At 68.2% G+C, this 15,218-nt stretch carries 16 protein-coding genes; 9 read left to right on the forward strand and 7 right to left on the reverse strand.

Features of this window, described 5'->3' with window-relative positions; all coding sequences use genetic code 11:
• Positions 1-37: 37 nt before the first annotated feature.
• The 4 genes from LX13_RS06980 (at position 38) to LX13_RS06995 (ending at position 4,897) form a co-directional block, all read left to right on the forward strand.
• Positions 38-979: an AraC family transcriptional regulator gene (locus LX13_RS06980; protein ID WP_253660624.1), complete on the forward strand. Its 942-nt coding sequence runs from the start codon at positions 38-40 to the stop codon at positions 977-979.
• 152 nt (positions 980-1,131) lie between these two features.
• Positions 1,132-2,937, forward strand: a complete 1,806-nt coding sequence (locus LX13_RS06985; RefSeq protein ID WP_253660625.1) for an FAD-dependent oxidoreductase — start codon at positions 1,132-1,134, stop codon at positions 2,935-2,937.
• Entirely contained in the window at positions 2,934-4,001 is a 1,068-nt protein-coding gene (locus LX13_RS06990) for a maleylacetate reductase (RefSeq protein WP_253660626.1), read from the forward strand. The genes LX13_RS06985 and LX13_RS06990 overlap by 4 nt, the downstream gene beginning before the upstream one ends.
• The gene (locus LX13_RS06995; protein ID WP_253660627.1) at positions 3,998-4,897 is read left to right on the forward strand and encodes a hydroxyquinol 1,2-dioxygenase; all 900 of its coding nucleotides are present in this window, start codon (positions 3,998-4,000) and stop codon (positions 4,895-4,897) included. Before LX13_RS06990 ends, LX13_RS06995 begins: the two co-directional genes overlap by 4 nt.
• A gap of 1 nt (position 4,898) precedes the next feature.
• On the opposite strand, the gene pcaDC is transcribed toward LX13_RS06995, so the two are convergent.
• Genes pcaDC through pcaH form a run of 4 tightly spaced genes read right to left on the reverse strand, consistent with a single transcriptional unit; the run spans position 4,899 to position 8,667 of the window.
• Positions 4,899-6,068 carry a bifunctional 3-oxoadipate enol-lactonase/4-carboxymuconolactone decarboxylase PcaDC gene (gene pcaDC / locus LX13_RS07000; protein WP_253660628.1) on the reverse strand — a complete coding sequence of 390 codons (1,170 nt, stop codon included), beginning with the start codon at positions 6,066-6,068 and terminating at the stop codon, positions 4,899-4,901.
• Positions 6,065-7,324: a lyase family protein gene (locus tag LX13_RS07005; protein ID WP_253660629.1), complete on the reverse strand. Its 1,260-nt coding sequence runs from the start codon at positions 7,322-7,324 to the stop codon at positions 6,065-6,067. Before LX13_RS07005 ends, pcaDC begins: the two co-directional genes overlap by 4 nt.
• Before the next feature lie 15 nt (positions 7,325-7,339).
• Positions 7,340-7,906: a protocatechuate 3,4-dioxygenase subunit alpha gene (gene pcaG, locus LX13_RS07010; RefSeq protein ID WP_253660630.1), complete on the reverse strand. Its 567-nt coding sequence runs from the start codon at positions 7,904-7,906 to the stop codon at positions 7,340-7,342.
• Positions 7,903-8,667 carry a protocatechuate 3,4-dioxygenase subunit beta gene (gene pcaH, locus LX13_RS07015; protein WP_372499856.1) on the reverse strand — a complete coding sequence of 255 codons (765 nt, stop codon included), beginning with the start codon at positions 8,665-8,667 and terminating at the stop codon, positions 7,903-7,905. The genes pcaG and pcaH overlap by 4 nt, the downstream gene beginning before the upstream one ends.
• A gap of 89 nt (positions 8,668-8,756) precedes the next feature.
• Between pcaH and LX13_RS07020 the strand changes: the two genes are divergently transcribed.
• Complete coding sequence (locus LX13_RS07020) at positions 8,757-9,515, forward strand: IclR family transcriptional regulator (protein ID WP_253660632.1); 759 nt, start codon at positions 8,757-8,759, stop codon at positions 9,513-9,515.
• Between the two features lie 71 nt (positions 9,516-9,586).
• Positions 9,587-10,762, forward strand: coding sequence for a 4-hydroxybenzoate 3-monooxygenase (locus LX13_RS07025; RefSeq protein WP_253660633.1), 1,176 nt, complete (start codon positions 9,587-9,589; stop codon positions 10,760-10,762).
• Between the two features lie 45 nt (positions 10,763-10,807).
• Here the strand turns inward: LX13_RS07025 and LX13_RS07030 are convergent, their stop codons facing one another.
• Entirely contained in the window at positions 10,808-11,716 is a 909-nt protein-coding gene (locus LX13_RS07030; protein ID WP_253660634.1) for an SDR family oxidoreductase, read from the reverse strand.
• 90 nt (positions 11,717-11,806) lie between these two features.
• Between LX13_RS07030 and LX13_RS07035 the strand changes: the two genes are divergently transcribed.
• Together LX13_RS07035 and LX13_RS07040 are read left to right on the forward strand one after the other, a co-directional pair.
• Positions 11,807-12,370 carry a TetR family transcriptional regulator gene (locus LX13_RS07035; protein ID WP_253660635.1) on the forward strand — a complete coding sequence of 188 codons (564 nt, stop codon included), beginning with the start codon at positions 11,807-11,809 and terminating at the stop codon, positions 12,368-12,370.
• 138 nt (positions 12,371-12,508) lie between these two features.
• Entirely contained in the window at positions 12,509-12,913 is a 405-nt protein-coding gene (locus LX13_RS07040) for a RidA family protein (RefSeq protein WP_253660636.1), read from the forward strand.
• An 11-nt stretch (positions 12,914-12,924) separates the two neighbouring features.
• On the opposite strand, the gene LX13_RS07045 is transcribed toward LX13_RS07040, so the two are convergent.
• The gene (locus LX13_RS07045; protein ID WP_253660637.1) at positions 12,925-13,605 is read right to left on the reverse strand and encodes an SDR family NAD(P)-dependent oxidoreductase; all 681 of its coding nucleotides are present in this window, start codon (positions 13,603-13,605) and stop codon (positions 12,925-12,927) included.
• Between the two features lie 87 nt (positions 13,606-13,692).
• Between LX13_RS07045 and LX13_RS07050 the strand changes: the two genes are divergently transcribed.
• Entirely contained in the window at positions 13,693-14,520 is an 828-nt protein-coding gene (locus tag LX13_RS07050; RefSeq protein ID WP_253660638.1) for a helix-turn-helix transcriptional regulator, read from the forward strand.
• 17 nt (positions 14,521-14,537) lie between these two features.
• Here LX13_RS07050 and LX13_RS07055 read toward each other — a convergent pair whose 3' ends face one another.
• Positions 14,538-15,188, reverse strand: a complete 651-nt coding sequence (locus LX13_RS07055; RefSeq protein ID WP_253660639.1) for a TetR/AcrR family transcriptional regulator — start codon at positions 15,186-15,188, stop codon at positions 14,538-14,540.
• Positions 15,189-15,218 lie beyond the last annotated feature (30 nt).

The following is a 15,218-nucleotide window of genomic DNA, read 5'->3' on the forward strand; positions in this document are numbered from 1 at the left end:
GCTTGACGCGGTGGCGAGGCGGGGCAACTGTGAACCCATGACCTCGCTCACCGCGTTCTCCACCACCGACCTCCCGGTCGGTGACCGGGTGGCGGAATGGGAGCGGCACAACGCGGCGCAGTTGATCGGCCTGCGGTGCACCACGCTCGACGGCGCCCGCCTCGACGCCAGCGAGGTCACCCGCACGCTGCCGTCGGTGCAGCTCGGTCGCGTGCAGGGGTCGGCCCACGTCGTCGAGCGCACCTCGTCGTCGGTGTCGGCGAATCCGGCCGATGCGGTGGTCATCTACCTGGTACTCGCGGGCAGCGGTTTCTTCCACCACACCGGCGGCGCGTTCCTGGTCGATCCCGGACACCTGGTCATCTGCGACGCCGACAAACCCTTCATGCGCGGCTTCTCGAGTGGCCTGACCGAGCTCGTCGTGAAGGTCCCGCGCGCAGTGGCCCGCGACCTCGTCGGACGCGACGTCGTCGGCGGACCGACGACGCTCGAGTTCGGCACCGGGTCGTCCGCGGACCTCCGAGGCGCTGCGTTGGCGCGGGCCGTCACCCGGTCGCTGGGCGCCGGCGATGACGAGACCGGCGACGCCGCCACGGAGTCCGAGGTTCTCGATCTCATCCGATCGGTACTCGACACCGACCGCCGCGCCGACACCGCCGTGTGGGCGGAGATCGAGGTCGTCGTGGCCCGGTCCGCGCACGACCCGTTGCTCGCCGCATCCGACATCGCCGCGGCCGTCGGCGTCAGTACCCGCCAGGTGTCGCGCCTGTTCGCCGCCCACGACACCTCGGTGTCGGCCTACATACTGCGGCGGCGACTCGACCGGGCACATCGCCTGCTGTCACAGGTCACCGGCCTGCGACCCACCATCGCTGCCGTCGCCGCCGACTGCGGTTTCTCTTCCCCGGCGTATTTCTCGCGGACATTTCGCGCGGCTTTCGGAGCGCCCCCCACCGACGTCCGCAACTCCGGTCGGTGACCGATCCCGCCGTCGCCGCTTGTCGGTTTCGGCCAGTTCCTGATCGAATTCCGCCTCCGTCGCAAGAGCGCAGAAGTAGCCGTCTGTGACGTGTGACACTGCCGTGGATGATCCGGTGCAACGGTGCGCGGATCCTCCACGAGAGGGACACCATGGTTGCGTTCGACGACGGAATGGCCGACACCGCCCTGCCCGGCGAGCATCAGATCGACACCGACGTGCTGATCGTGGGATCCGGCCCCGCCGGGGCGTCGGCGGCGCTGTTCCTGTCCACCCTGGGCATCGCGAACATCATGATCACCAAATACCGGTGGACGGCGAACACACCGCGGGCGCACATCACCAACCAGCGGACCATGGAGATCCTGCGTGACGTCGGTGTCGAAGAGCAGGTGCTGGTCGAGGCGACACCGCACGAGTTGATGGGCGACACCGTCTTCTGCACGTCGATCGCGGGTGAGGAACTCGGGCGCGTGCTCACCTGGGGCACGCACCCGGCTCGGCACGGCGACTACGTGCTCGCGTCGCCGTCGCTGAACTGCGACATCCCGCAGACCTACCTCGAACCCATCCTCGTGAAGAACGCGACGATGCGCGGCACGCAGACACGGTTCTCCACCGAGTACCTCTCGCACACCCAGGACGCGGACGGCGTCACCGTCCGAGTACTCGACCGGTTCAGCGGTACCGAGACGACCATCCGCGCGAAGTACCTCATCGGTGCCGACGGTGCGCGATCGCGCGTCGCCGACGACATAGACCTGCCGATGGAGGGGCGCATGGACATCGCGGGGTCGATGAACATCACCTTCACTGCCGACATGGCCGCGTTCGTCGGACATCGCCCGTCGGTTCTGTACTGGGTCATCCAGCCCGGCTCGAACGTCGGCGGCATCGGCGCCGGTCTCGTCCGCATGGTCCGGCCGTGGAACGAATGGCTGATCGTCTGGGGGTACGACATCGCGGGCGAACCGCCGTCGGTCGACGAGGCCGAGGCCGTCCGGATCGTGCGCAACCTCGTCGGCGATCCGGACCTCGAGGTGCAGATCACCGGCACCTCGTTGTGGGGCAACAACGAGCAGTACGCGACGCGACTGCAGTCCGGCCGTGTCTTCTGTGTCGGCGACGCCGTCCACCGGCATCCACCGAGCAACGGGCTGGGATCGAACACCTCGATCCAGGACTCGTACAACCTGGCGTGGAAGATCGCGGCGGTGCTGCGCGGCGACGCCGGTTCCGGGCTGTTGGAGACCTACACCGCCGAGCGCGCGCCGGTCGCCGAACAGATCGTCAGGCGGGCCAACAAGTCCGGTCGCGAGTTCGTCCAGCTCTTCGACGCCCTCGGGGTCACCGGCGCGACCACCGAGGCGGAGATGATCGAGCAGATGGAGGAGCGCAAGGCCAACACGCCCGCCGGTGCACGCAAACGCGCCGCGATCGCCGCGGCGATGGACATCAAGAACTACGAGTTCAACGCGCACGGTGTGGAACTCGGTCAGTTCTACGTCTCCGACGCCGTCGTGTCCGCCGGCCCCGCGGCCGAACCGGTGCGTGACGCGGAGTTGTACTACCAGGCCTCCACGGTGCCCGGATCCCGCCTGCCGCACGTCTGGGTCGGCGACACCACGCACCGGTACTCCACCCACGATCTCGCACCGTGCACGCAGTTCACGCTGTTCACCGGCATCGCGGGCGACGACTGGGCCGCGGCCGCCGACGCGGTGTCGCAACAACTCGGGGTGACCGTACGAACAGTCGTCATCGGGCCGGGACGCGAGATCACCGATCTCTACTTCGACTGGGCCGCGGTCCGTGAGGTCGACGAATCCGGTGCCGTCCTGGTGCGGCCCGACAAGCACATCGCCTGGCGGGCAATGGATCTACCGACGGACCCGACCGGTGCGCTCCGCGACGCCATGACCGCCGTGCTGTGTCAGCCGGTGTCGGTGACCGCGTGATCTTCACCCACGACACTCCGGCCCAACGCGTGCTCTTCGGCCACGGTCGCGCCGGCGAGCACCTCGCCGACGAGGTCACCCGACTGGGCGCGACCCGGGTGATGGTCATCGCCACCCATCCCCACCCCGACGTCATCGGGACGATCCCCGTTGCGCTGCATCACGACGACGTCGCCCCGCACGTTCCGGTCGATGTCGCCGACCGTGCGCGTCAGGCCGCGCGCCACCACGACATCGACCTCCTGGTCTGCATCGGCGGTGGGTCCACGACCGGCCTGGCCAAAGCCGTTGCGCTGACGAGTGGTATCCCGATCGTTGCGGTCCCCACGACCTACGCGGGATCGGAGGCCACCGACGTCTGGGGGCTGACCGAGGCCGGCCGCAAGACCACCGGCGTCGACCGTCGCGTGCTGCCGACGACTGTCGTCTACGACTCCGCGCTGACCGTCGGTCTCCCCGTAGAACTCAGCGTCGCGTCGGGACTCAATGCGTTGGCGCACTGCGTCGACTCGTTGTGGGGCCCACGCGCCGATCCGATCAACGCGTCGACGGCCGCCGCCGGGATCCGGGCGTTGAACGCCGGGCTGCCTGCCGTCGTCGAGGATGCCACCGACCGGGCTGGGCGAGACGAGATGCTGCTCGGCGCCTATCTGTCGGCCGTCGCCTTCGCCTCTGCGGGTTCGGGACTGCATCACAAGATCTGTCATGTCCTCGGTGGCGCCTACGACCTCCCGCACGCCCAGACCCACGCGGTGATCCTGCCGCACGTGCTGGCGTTCAACGCACCCGCCGCACCCGACGCGGCCCGGACGATCGCCGCGGCGTTCGGGACCGATTCCGCCGAGGACGGTCTGGCGAGACTCAGGAAGCGCGTCGATGCACCGACCGCTCTGTCGCCGTACGGTTTCGACGTGTCGATGATCCCCGATGCGGTCGCACGGATCCTCCCCGTGGTGCCCGAGTCCAACCCACGTCCGGTCACCGAGAGCGACCTGACCACCATCCTGACCGCCGCCTGCACGGGCGACGCACCGATGACACACCCCCAGGAGGGCCGGAGATGACATCCGAGAACGCACCGACCGTCTCACCGACACAGGAAGCCCGCGAGGACGAGCTCGTCGATCGGGTCGTGGCCTCGTTCGACACCGCCGACAACCCACGACTCCGCGATGTGATGCAGTCCCTCACCCGCCACCTGCACGCCTTCATCCGCGACGTCCGACTCACCGAGGACGAGTGGAACACGGCCATCGAATTCCTCACCGCCACCGGACACATCACCGACGATCGACGCCAGGAGTTCATCCTGCTGTCGGATGTCTTCGGTGCGTCCATGCAGACCGTGACGGTGAACAACGAGGCCCGCGGCGAGGCCACCGAGGCCACGGTGTTCGGACCGTTCTTCGTCGAGGACTCCCCCGAGATCCCGATCGGTGGCGACATCGCCGGCGGGGCGAGCGGTCAACCCTGCTGGGTCGAGGGCACGGTCCGGACGGCGGACGGGCAGCCGCTCGCGGGCGCGCGACTCGAGGTGTGGGAAGCCGATGACAACGGGCTCTACGACGTCCAGTACGACGAGCAACGCACGAGTGCCCGCGCCCACCTGTTCAGCGACACCGACGGTCGGTACGCGTTCTGGGCACTCACCCCGACGCCGTACCCCATCCCGCACGACGGGCCCGTGGGGTCGCTGCTCGCCGCGGTCGGCCGGTCACCCATGCGCGCGTCGCATCTGCATTTCATGGTGACCGCGCCCCGTATGCGCCGGCTGGTCACCCACATCTTCGTCCGCGGCGACGAGCTACTCGGATCGGATTCGGTGTTCGGGGTGAAGGAATCACTGGTCATGGACTTCGTCGAGCAGACGGCCGGGACGCCCACACCCGACGGTCGCGACCTCGACGGGTCCACCTGGGCGCGTGTCGAGTTCGACATCGCGCTGGCGGACGCGGAGTAGGTCAGGCCTGTTCCTCGTCAAGCACCCGCTGCGCGATCTTGAAGGCGGTGTTGGCGTCGGGGACGCCGCAGTAGATCGCGGATTGCAGTATGACCTCGCTGATCTCGGCCGTGGTGAGGCCGTTGGTCCGCGCCGCACGCACGTGCATGGCGAACTCGTCGTGGTGCCCGCGGGCGATCAACGCGGTCAGGGTGATCATCGACCGGCTACGACGGTCCAGGCCGGGACGGGTCCAGATTCCACCCCACGCGTACTGGGTGATGAACTGTTGAAAATCACGGGTCAGATCCGTCGCGGCGGCCGTCGCGCGATCCACGTGCGCCTCACCCAGCACCTCCCGTCGGACCCGTAGTCCCCTGTCGTACAGCACACTCCGCGCCGACGCAGCGCTCGCGAGGTGCGTGCTGATCAGGTGCGCGGTCATGTTCGGGGCCTCCAGGCAACCGAGGTGCGCGACGTTGTCGAGAACGACCACACCGCCGTTGCCGACCCCGTCGGCGATCTGCGCAAGCCCCGGTGTGGGGGTCACGACATCGCAGTCGCCCGCCACGGCGAGCACCGGCGATCCGATCTCCGCCAGACGGTCGCGAACGTCGAACGCTGCGAGCGCTTCACACGTCGCGGCGTAGCTCTCGTCATCGGCGGCGCGCAGTGCGTCCAGCACGCCCTCCGCGTCATGTGGCCGCCGCTCGAGAAAGCCCGGCGCGAACCACCGCTGGATCGATCCGTCGACCATCGACGCGGTGCCCGACGCCCGCACGCCCGCCGCGCGATCCCGCCATCCGTCGGTCTCACCGATACGAGCTCCGGTGCACAGGACGACGGCCGCACCGATTCTTTCCGGGGCCTCGAGCAGCAGGCTCAGCCCCACCGCTCCGCCGACGGACACCCCCGCGTAACCGAACGACTCACCGGCAGAACGGTTCACGAGGTGATCGACCGCAGCGATGACCCCGGCCCCGAGGTCGGCGATGGTGAACGGCTCTGACGCCGGCGCGCTGTCGCCGTGACCGGGCAGGTCCCAGCCCACCACGTGGAACCGGTCGGTCAGCAATGCCGCGGCCGTTGCCCAGAGCGCCGTGGTCGAGGTGCCCAGCGACGGGCCCAGTATCAGCAGTGGCTTGTCGGGATCGCTGGAGAACTCCGTAAGGGTGATCACCGGGGCGTTCATTCGTGCTCCTCCAGGTAGGTACGTGCCCGCGACACCACGTCGCCGACGATCGTCGATGCGGCGCCGAGGTAGTGCGATGGGTCGGCCTCTACATCGGGCGAGTTGGTCAGTGTCCGCATGGCGGACCGCTCGGCGAGAACCCCCGGGAGGGCGCCGGTCAGCGTCTCGCTCATCCGGTCGACGTCGATCTGCAGACCACCGAGCAACTCCGTCGCCTGCGATGCAGCGACCACGCTCCGTCGAGCCAGCGTCCGATGGGTGTCCCACTCGACGTGCCATGCCCCGTCCGGTCGCTCGTCGACCGCGGTCGCGGCGGCGATGTGCACCGTCGCGCCCAGGTGCGGCGCGGCCAGCGCGGCGCGTCGGATGAGCACCGCCAGAACAGGATTGTTCTTGTTCGGCATCGTCGACGAGCCGCCCCGACCCGACACCTGACCTTCGGCGACCTCCCCGATCTCCGGGCGGGACAGGGTGGCCACATCGGCGGCGACGTGGCCCAGCACATCGGAGTAGCCGACGAGTGCGTCGGCGAGCGAGGTCAGCGGACTGCGAGTGGTGTGCCAGGACCGTCGCGCCACCAGTCCGAGGCGGTCGGCGACGTCGGCGACCACGTCGGCGACACCGGTGCGGGCACCGGTGCGGGCACCGGTTACTGCGAGCAATTCCGTTGCGGCGGAGTTGATTCCCACCGCACCGCCGATCTGCACCGGCAACCGTTCGCGGGCCGCGGACAGCAGGGTCGCGGCATCGAGCACTCCGTCGAGCCACCCCGACACCTTCACGCCGAACGTCAGCGGAACCGCGTGCTGGGTCAGCGTGCGTCCCACCATGACGGTGTCGACGTGTCGGTCGGCGAGGTCGGCGAGGACCGTGACCTGCTCCCGGATCTCGTGCTCGACGGCGACCACCGCGGCCCGGAGACAGAGGACGAGAGCCGTGTCGACGACATCCTGGCTGGTGAGTCCCCGGTGCAGCCACCGGGCTGCCTCGGCGTGGCGGTCGGCCAGCCGCGACCGCAGGAGCGCGACGGTGGGGATGGCCGGGTTGCCCCCGCCCTCGGCGTCGACGGCGATCCGGTCGACATCGTCGGCACCGACCAGGTCTGCGAGGTCGTCGTCGGCCTCCGGCGGGGCGACGCCCGCCGTGACCATCGCCGCCAGCCAGGCGCGCTCGACGGCGACCATCGACTGCAGGAACGACGATGCCGACACCAGATCGCCGGCCCGGTGATCACCGGGCCAGAAGATGTCGGTCATCGGAGGCCCCTCATCTCAGGCACGGTCGTCGGGATAGCGCAGGAACACTGTCTCATCCGGTCCCTGCAACCGGATGTCGAACCGGAGTCCGTCTGCGTCCGCGACGGCGATGAGGGTGGTGCGTCGTGCGGGGTCCACCGATAACAAAAACCGGTCGGTGTCCACCGATTCCGCCGTCGGTAGATACGCGCGGGTGAAGAGCCGGTTGAGTAGACCGCGTGCGACCACGGTGACGGCGAAGAACGGGGTACCGGAACCCGTGCTGCCCGGGCGCAGCGTGCTGAAGGAGAAGGTCCCGGTGTTGTCGGTGGCCACACGGCCCCAGCCGGTGAACGTCCACCCATCGCGCCGTAACGACCCCCCGACGCGGGGTACCCGGCCGTCGGCGTCGGACTGCCAGATCTCGACGAGCGCGTCGGGGACCGGGTCCCCGGCGCCGTCGAGAACCCTGCCGTGGAACCGGATCGCGTCCGGATGCGTCGGGGGTACGAGTTCGTTGTCGTGCTCGTAGGGCAGGGCGTAGCCGAAGAAAGGGCCCACTGTCTGCCCGGGTGTCGCAGGCAGTCGGACGTCGTCGCTCACGCGTGCTCCTCGGTCTCGGTCCAGGTGCGGCCGCTGCCGGTCAGCACGATGTCCCAGCGGTATCCGGTGGCCCACTCGTGGGTCGTCAGGGCGTGGTCGTACTGCGCGACAAGGCGATCGCGGGCTCGTTGATCGGTGATCGACTGATAGATCGGGTCGAGCTCGAACAGCGGATCGCCCGGGAAGTACATCTGCGTGATCATCCGCTGGGTGAAATCCGTTCCGAACAGCGAGAAGTGGATGTGCGCGGGACGCCAGGCGTTGTGGTGGTTCTTCCACGGGTAGGGCCCCGGCTTGATGGTGACGAAGCGATAGGAACCGTCCGCGCCGGTGAGGCACCGTCCGGTGCCCGTGAAGTTGGGGTCGATGGCCGAGGGATGTTGGTCGCGTTTGTGGATGTAGCGACCTCCCGCGTTGGCCTGCCAGATCTCGACGAGCTGACCGGCGACCGGCCGGCCCGAGCCGTCCACGATCCGACCCGTGACGACCATGCGCTCACCGATGGGCTCGCCGAGGTGCTGGATCGTCAGATCGGCCTCGATCGGATCCACGTCCTGCGGGCCGAAGACCGGTGCCAGCAGTTCGAGCTCCTCGGGATCGGCGTGGTGCAGATCCTTGGTCGGGTGGCGCAGGATGCTGCTGCGGTACGGCGGGAACTCGAGCCGCGGCTGGAACTCCTCCACACCGGAGGCGGCGTACTGCCGCGCGATGTCGGCGATCTCGGTCGAGATCGCGCCCTGGGTACCTGTCGTCGTGGTCACCCGCGAACCGTAACCGTGGGCCTCCGGTGTGCGCCACGTTACGATTTCACTCAGCGGAAGCATCATCACCGTCCGCGGAGAGGGTGGACATGGCGGGGAACTCGCGGGAGCCGGGTCAGACGGTGGCGTCACGACTCCTGGCGGTCCTCGCCGCGTTCGACGAACGGCACCGCACCCTGACGCTGACCGACATCGCCGACCGATCCGGACTCGCCCGACCGACCGCGCATCGGATCATCGGTGAACTCGTCGAGTGGGGCGCCCTCTTCAGGACCGAGTCGGGCGCCTACGTCGTGGGGCGACGTCTCTGGAAGCTCGGACTGTTGGCGCCTGACCAGTCCGGTCTGCGCGAGATCGCCTCACCGTTCCTGCAGGACATCTACGGCGCCACCCTGGCCACCGTCCACCTCGCGATCCGTGACGGTGACCGCGTGCTCTATCTCGATCGCGTGTCCGGACACCGGTCGGTTCCGGTGGTCAGCCGCATCGGATCGCGACTGCCGTTGCACGCGACGGGTGTCGGCAAGGTGCTGCTGGCGTTCGCGCCGCCTGATGTCCAGGAACGTGTGCTGGGCAATCTGACCCGGGTGACCGCACGCACCGTCACCCACCGCGGGCATCTCGAGGACGAGATGCGGCGCGTACATCGCGACGGCTTCGCGCAGACCGTCGAGGAGATGAGCCTGGGGGCGTGCTCGGTCGCGGTACCCGTCCGCCATCTCGACGGATCGGTCGCGGCCGCGATCGGAATCGTCGTCCCGAACCTGCACCGCGATCGAGCCCGGTTGATCGCGGCGCTCGCCGTCGCAGCTCAGGGCATCGGCCGCAACCTGCCGGAACAGACCTGAGCCACCCCCATGGTTCCGCTGACCGGAAGCCAATGGTGGTCCCCGGAGCCGCGAGCGACTGTACTGCTCGGATGCGTACCGAAGTTGCCATCATCGGCGGCGGACCGGCCGGCCTGCTGCTCTCCCACCTGCTGAGTGCCGAGGGAATCGATTCGGTGATCATCGAGGCGAGGTCGCAGGAGTACGTCCTCTCCCGGATACGCGCCGGCATCCTCGAGCACTCCACGGTGGAACTGCTCGACCAGATCGGGCTCGGCCGACGCCTGCACGCCGAGGGCCACGAACACCGAGGCATCTATCTGCAGTGGCCGGAAGAACGCCATCACATCGACTTCGTCGACCACGTCGGCCGCAGCGTCTGGGTGTACGGGCAGACAGAGGTCACCAAGGACCTCGTCGCCGCTCGCGAGAGAGACGGACAGGAGATTTACTACGAGGCCTCCGACACCGCCGTGCACGACATCGACTCCGACGCACCGTATGTGACGTTCACCGATTCCGCCGGGCGACCGCAGCGCGTCGACGCGGTGGTCATCGCCGGTTGCGACGGATCGTTCGGCCCCAGCCGCGCGGCCGTGCCGGACGCGGTGCGCCACACGTGGGAACGCGTCTATCCGTATTCGTGGCTCGGCATCCTCGCCGACGTGGCGCCGTCGACCGACGAATTGATCTACGCCTGGCACCCTGATGGTTTCGCGATGCACTCGATGCGATCGGACACGGTCAGCCGCCTCTATCTCCAGGTCCCCAACGGAACCGACGTCACCACGTGGTCCGACGATCAGATCTGGGATTCCCTGGCGACGCGACTGGGCCACGGACAGGACGGGTGGACGCTGAACCCGGGGCCGATCACCGACCGCAGCGTCCTGCCCATGCGCAGTTATGTCCAGACACCGATGCGCCACGGCGCGCTGTTCCTCGCCGGCGACGCCGCACACACCGTGCCGCCCACCGGCGCCAAGGGTCTCAACCTCGCCGTCGCCGACGTCGCCGCACTGGCACCGGCACTCACCGCGCTGCTGCGTGGGAACAATCCGAAACCCGCTGCGTCGTACAGCGATGTCGCGCTGCGACGGGTCTGGCGATGCACCCACTTCTCGTGGTGGATGACGACGATGCTGCACACCAGCGGAGATCCGTTCGACGAGCAGCTGCAGTTGTCGCAACTCCGGTGGGTCGCGACCAGCGACGCCGGTGCGGCCGGCCTCGCCGAGAACTACGCCGGCCTGCCCATCGGCTTCTGACACCCGTTGCGTCGTGGACACCCAGCCCGCTCGCTACTTCCTCCGTCATCGTGAGAAGTAGAAACCTGCCTCGAGGTCGCTGAGAAGGTCGGGATGCCGGGGCGCCCAGTCGAGAAGCTCTCGCGTGGCGGCGCTCGACGCGGGGATGTCGGTACCGGTCAGCAGGGCGAGCGGGCCACCGAGAAGCGGGAACTGCTCGCCGGCCCTGTCCGCGCTGATGGTGAGTGCCGGAACCCCGGCTCCGCGCCCGATCGCCTCGGCAATGTCACGAAAGGCAATGCCTTCCTCGGCGATGGCGTGCACTCGGCTGCCCGCAGGCGCGCGCTCGAGTGCGATGCGGAAGAGCCGGGCGGCGTCGCGCTGATGGACGGCGGGCCACCGGTTGCGCCCGTCTCCGATGTAGGCGGACACGCCGCTCGTGCTCGCCATCTGCACGAGCATGGGGATGAACCCGCGGGTGTCCTCGTCGCCGTGGACCAGAGTCGCCAACCGGACGACGACGACCCGCACTCCGCGCTCGGCGAGTGCCAGTACCGCGAGTTCGGTCTCCCGACGAGGAAGGGCGGCGCTGTCGTCACCGACATCGCGCTCGGTGATCAGCCGGCCCGGAGCGATCATCGACGTCGCCGAGGCGACGACGAGCGGACGGTCGGATCCTTCCAGCGCTCCACCGAGAGTCACCATCGCCTGACGGTCAACGGTCACTGCGTCGGCAAAACTCATCTGGCCGTAGGCACCCGCCAGATGGATGACCCCGTCGGACATGGACGCCCCGGTTCTCAGCGACTGCGCATCGGTGAGGCTGCCGCGGTGCGCAGTGGCGCCCGCGGCCGACAGTGCCTCGGCGGCCTCATCTGAGCGCGCGAGACCGATGACCTTATGGCCCTCTTCGATCAGTTCGCGGACGACCGCGGAACCGATGAACCCGGTCCCGCCGGTGACGAGAACACGCATCTGAACCTCCACATGATTAGGCTGGCCGTTGCGCCAGAATCTGACACTAACACGTAGTGCCACAATATGGCGCTACGAAAGGAGTGCCTCATGCCCCGGAGCGGTCAGGAAGCACGACACCGACTGCAGCAGGCTGCGCTGGAGCTGTTCACCGAGAACGGCTTCGACCGGACCACCACCGCGGAGATCGCCGCGCGCGCAGGTGTCAACGACCGCACCTTCTTTCGACACTTTCCCGACAAGCGCGAGGTCCTGTTCGGCGGCGAGGCCGAGCTGCGCGATCTGTTGGTCACGTCCATGGACAGCGCCCCGGCCACCGACTCGGTACTGGACACGCTTCTCGCCGCCTGCCTGACCACCGTCGACTTCCACGACGCGGGCCGTGATTTCGCTCGGCCCCGACATGCACTGGTCGCAGCGACCCCGGAACTGCACGAACGAGAACTGTCCAAGCTGGCAGCCCTGGCCACTGCGATGGCAGAGTCACTGCGTCAGCGCGGAATCCCCGAAGCCCGATCGCGACTGGCCGCTCAGATCGGGATGGCGGCGTTCGTCTCCGCCGTCGACTCCTGGTACGACGACCCCTCGCCCGGTCTCGCCGCACTGCTTCGGCAGGCGTTCGACGACGTCCAGGAGATCACGTCATCCAGATGAGTCGAGCTCTTCCAGCACCTACCGATCGGTAGGTGCTGCGGCGATACCGTGAGCCACACATGTTGGCCGAGGCCGCACGGACGCCGAGGTGTCGTGCGCCAGGTGCTGGTCGAGGCCCCGACGATCGAGGAACCCCCGATGGCAGTCTCGTTGATCAACCCGGACGGTCACGTCCAGGTACCGCTCTATCACCACGTGGCGGTGGCCACCGGGTCCAAACAGATCCACCTCGCCGGACAGGTCGCCTGGGACGGCGACGGAAACCTGGTCGCCCCTGGCGATCTCGCCGGTCAGGTCACGCAGGTGTACCGCAACGTGGCCAGGTCGCTCGCCGCAGCCGGAGCGACATTCCATGACGTCGTCCGATTCACCTGGTACGCGGTGGACTGGGAGAAGTCGAAGATGGAGGCATTCACGGCGGGCGTCGAGCAGGCCGGTCGTGAGTTCGACCTGCCCACACCGCCGTTGGCCCTGATCGGCGTCACCATCCTGTACGAGCCCGGCATCCTCATAGAAGCCGAGGTCACCGCGGTCGTCGACTGATCAGTGCCCACCTACAGATCGATGCGGCCGCTGCGGCTGTGGAACTCGCCCGTCGGACCGGCCCGGTCGAGTGTCGCCAGCGCAACGGTGGCGTCGGTTCCCTCGGTGACCGACTGGTGGCCCGTGTTAGCGTTGAGATCGGTTGCGGTGTAACCGGGGTCGGAGGCATTGACCCGCATCTCCGGGAGGTTCTTCGCGTACTGCACCGTCAGGGTGATGACCGCCGCCTTCGACGCGGCGTAGGGGATGGAGCCGACCGGGAACTCATCGCGCTGCGGGTCCTGCAGGAAACGGCCCATCCCGACGCCGGAGGCGACGTTGACGATGATCGGGTTGGTCGACTCCCGCAGGAGAGGTAGGGCCGCCTGCGTGACCCTGATGATGCCGACGACGTTGGTGTCGAGGGTGTCCGCCATCGCGTCGGCGTCGAGATCGTCGACGCCGTGGGCGGAACCGATGACACCGGCGTTGTTGACGAGGACGTCCAGCCGGGGAATGGACGTCAGCGCCTCGGTGACCGACGCGGTGTCGGTGACGTCGAGACGGATGACCTGCGCGCCCAACGCACGGACGTCGTCGGCCTTGTCCGGGTCGCGCACGCCCGCGATGACGTCGTGGCCTGCCTCGATGAGTCGCCGGGTCGTCTCGAGCCCGAGGCCCTTGTTCGCTCCTGTGATCAGTGTTGTGGTCATGTGCTCAATCCTGGGGTCCGAGCGGACGCGGTTCCAGGTACTCCTGTTACCACCCGACCGGCCGCGAGGGGATGCAGGATGGTCGGTATGAGCGAACTGTCGACCGTGCTGCGCGCGTGGCGGGAACGGACCATGCCCGAGGAGGTCGGGCTGCCCGCGATCCCCGGGCGTCGCACTCCAGGTCTGCGCCGTGAGGAACTCGCCGCATTGGCGACCGTCAGCGTCGACTACATCGTCAGGCTCGAGCAGGGACGCGCACGACACCCGTCGGCGCAGACCGTCGCCGCGCTCGCGCGGGCACTGCGCCTCACGGGCGAGGAGGTCGACCACCTGTACCAGGTCGCCGGATTGGCATCGCCGAGCGCAAACGTTGTCCCGCAGCACATCAGCCCCGGAGTACGCCGCATGGTCGACCGGCTGGGAGACGTCCCGCTCGCGGTGTTCACCGCGACGTGGGACATCATCCACTGGAACGGCCTGTGGGCAGCGATCAGCGGCGACCCTGCCCAGCGACAGGGTGTCGACCGAAATGTGGTGTGGCGCCACTTCACCGACGACTTCTCAGACGTCAGCTACGACGACGTCCACCACGAGGAGTTCAGTGATGATCTCGTCGCAGATCTCCGCGCCGCGCACGCCCGGTATCCCGATGACCGCAGCCTGCGAGATCTGGTGACACGCCTCCGAGCGACCAGTGCGGACTTCGATGCACGGTGGGGCCGCGTCAGCATGTCGGTGCACAAATCCAGTCGCAAGGTGATGACGACATCGGCGGGCCCGATCACCATCGACTGCGATGTGCTCACAGCCCCGGGCAGCGATCTGCGAATCGTTGTCTATACGACTGTTCCCAACTCGCAGGACGAGCAGCGCCTCGAATTGCTGCGCGTGGTGGGAACCCAGACCCTCGTCTGAGACGTCGACGCAGACGGTCACGCCGGATGATGCGGCAGGGGCTGATGAGTGGGTGTTGCGACGGCTCGCATCCCCAATTCCGCGATGGTGCGCGCCTGGTCGTCGTCGAGTGGCTCAGCACCGTTGAAGAGCCGAAAGATCATGGGACCGAACAGGAGATCGATCGCGAGTTCAGGATCGACGTCGGCCCTGAGGTGACCGGCGTCCTGCCCACGCACGATCAGCTCCAGGGTCTGCTGCCGCCGCGTTGCAAAAAATTTCCTTCGTAGCAGCGCTGCTCCCTGCGGTTTGCCCACTCCCGCGGCCATCAGCTCCGCGATGACCCGCCCCCGTGGGCTGGCGTAGAACGCAGCCAGTCGACGCACCTGGTCCATCAGGTCCGCCACAGTGTCGCCGGTGTCGAGGACCGGAACTGCGTCGGTGACCGTGCTGCCGTACGCGTCGGCGGCAACGTCGAGGCCACCCGCCCAGTGCTTGTAGATCGTCGCCTTGCTCACGCGCGATCGTCGGGCCACCTCGTCGATCGTGAACGCGGCGAATCCGCCCTCATCGAGCAATTCGACCGCCGTCGCGAGAACGGTTCTGCGTGCGGCTGCGCTGACGGGCCGGCCCGGACGGCGTTTCTCCGGGACGGCGTCGGCGGTGCTGGGCTCGGTGGCATCGGTCATCTCGCCACATTACTGAACGAACCGTTTGCA

The sequence above is a fragment of the Williamsia maris genome (genome assembly GCF_024171815.1).
Lineage (GTDB): Bacteria > Actinomycetota > Actinomycetes > Mycobacteriales > Mycobacteriaceae > Williamsia_A > Williamsia_A maris.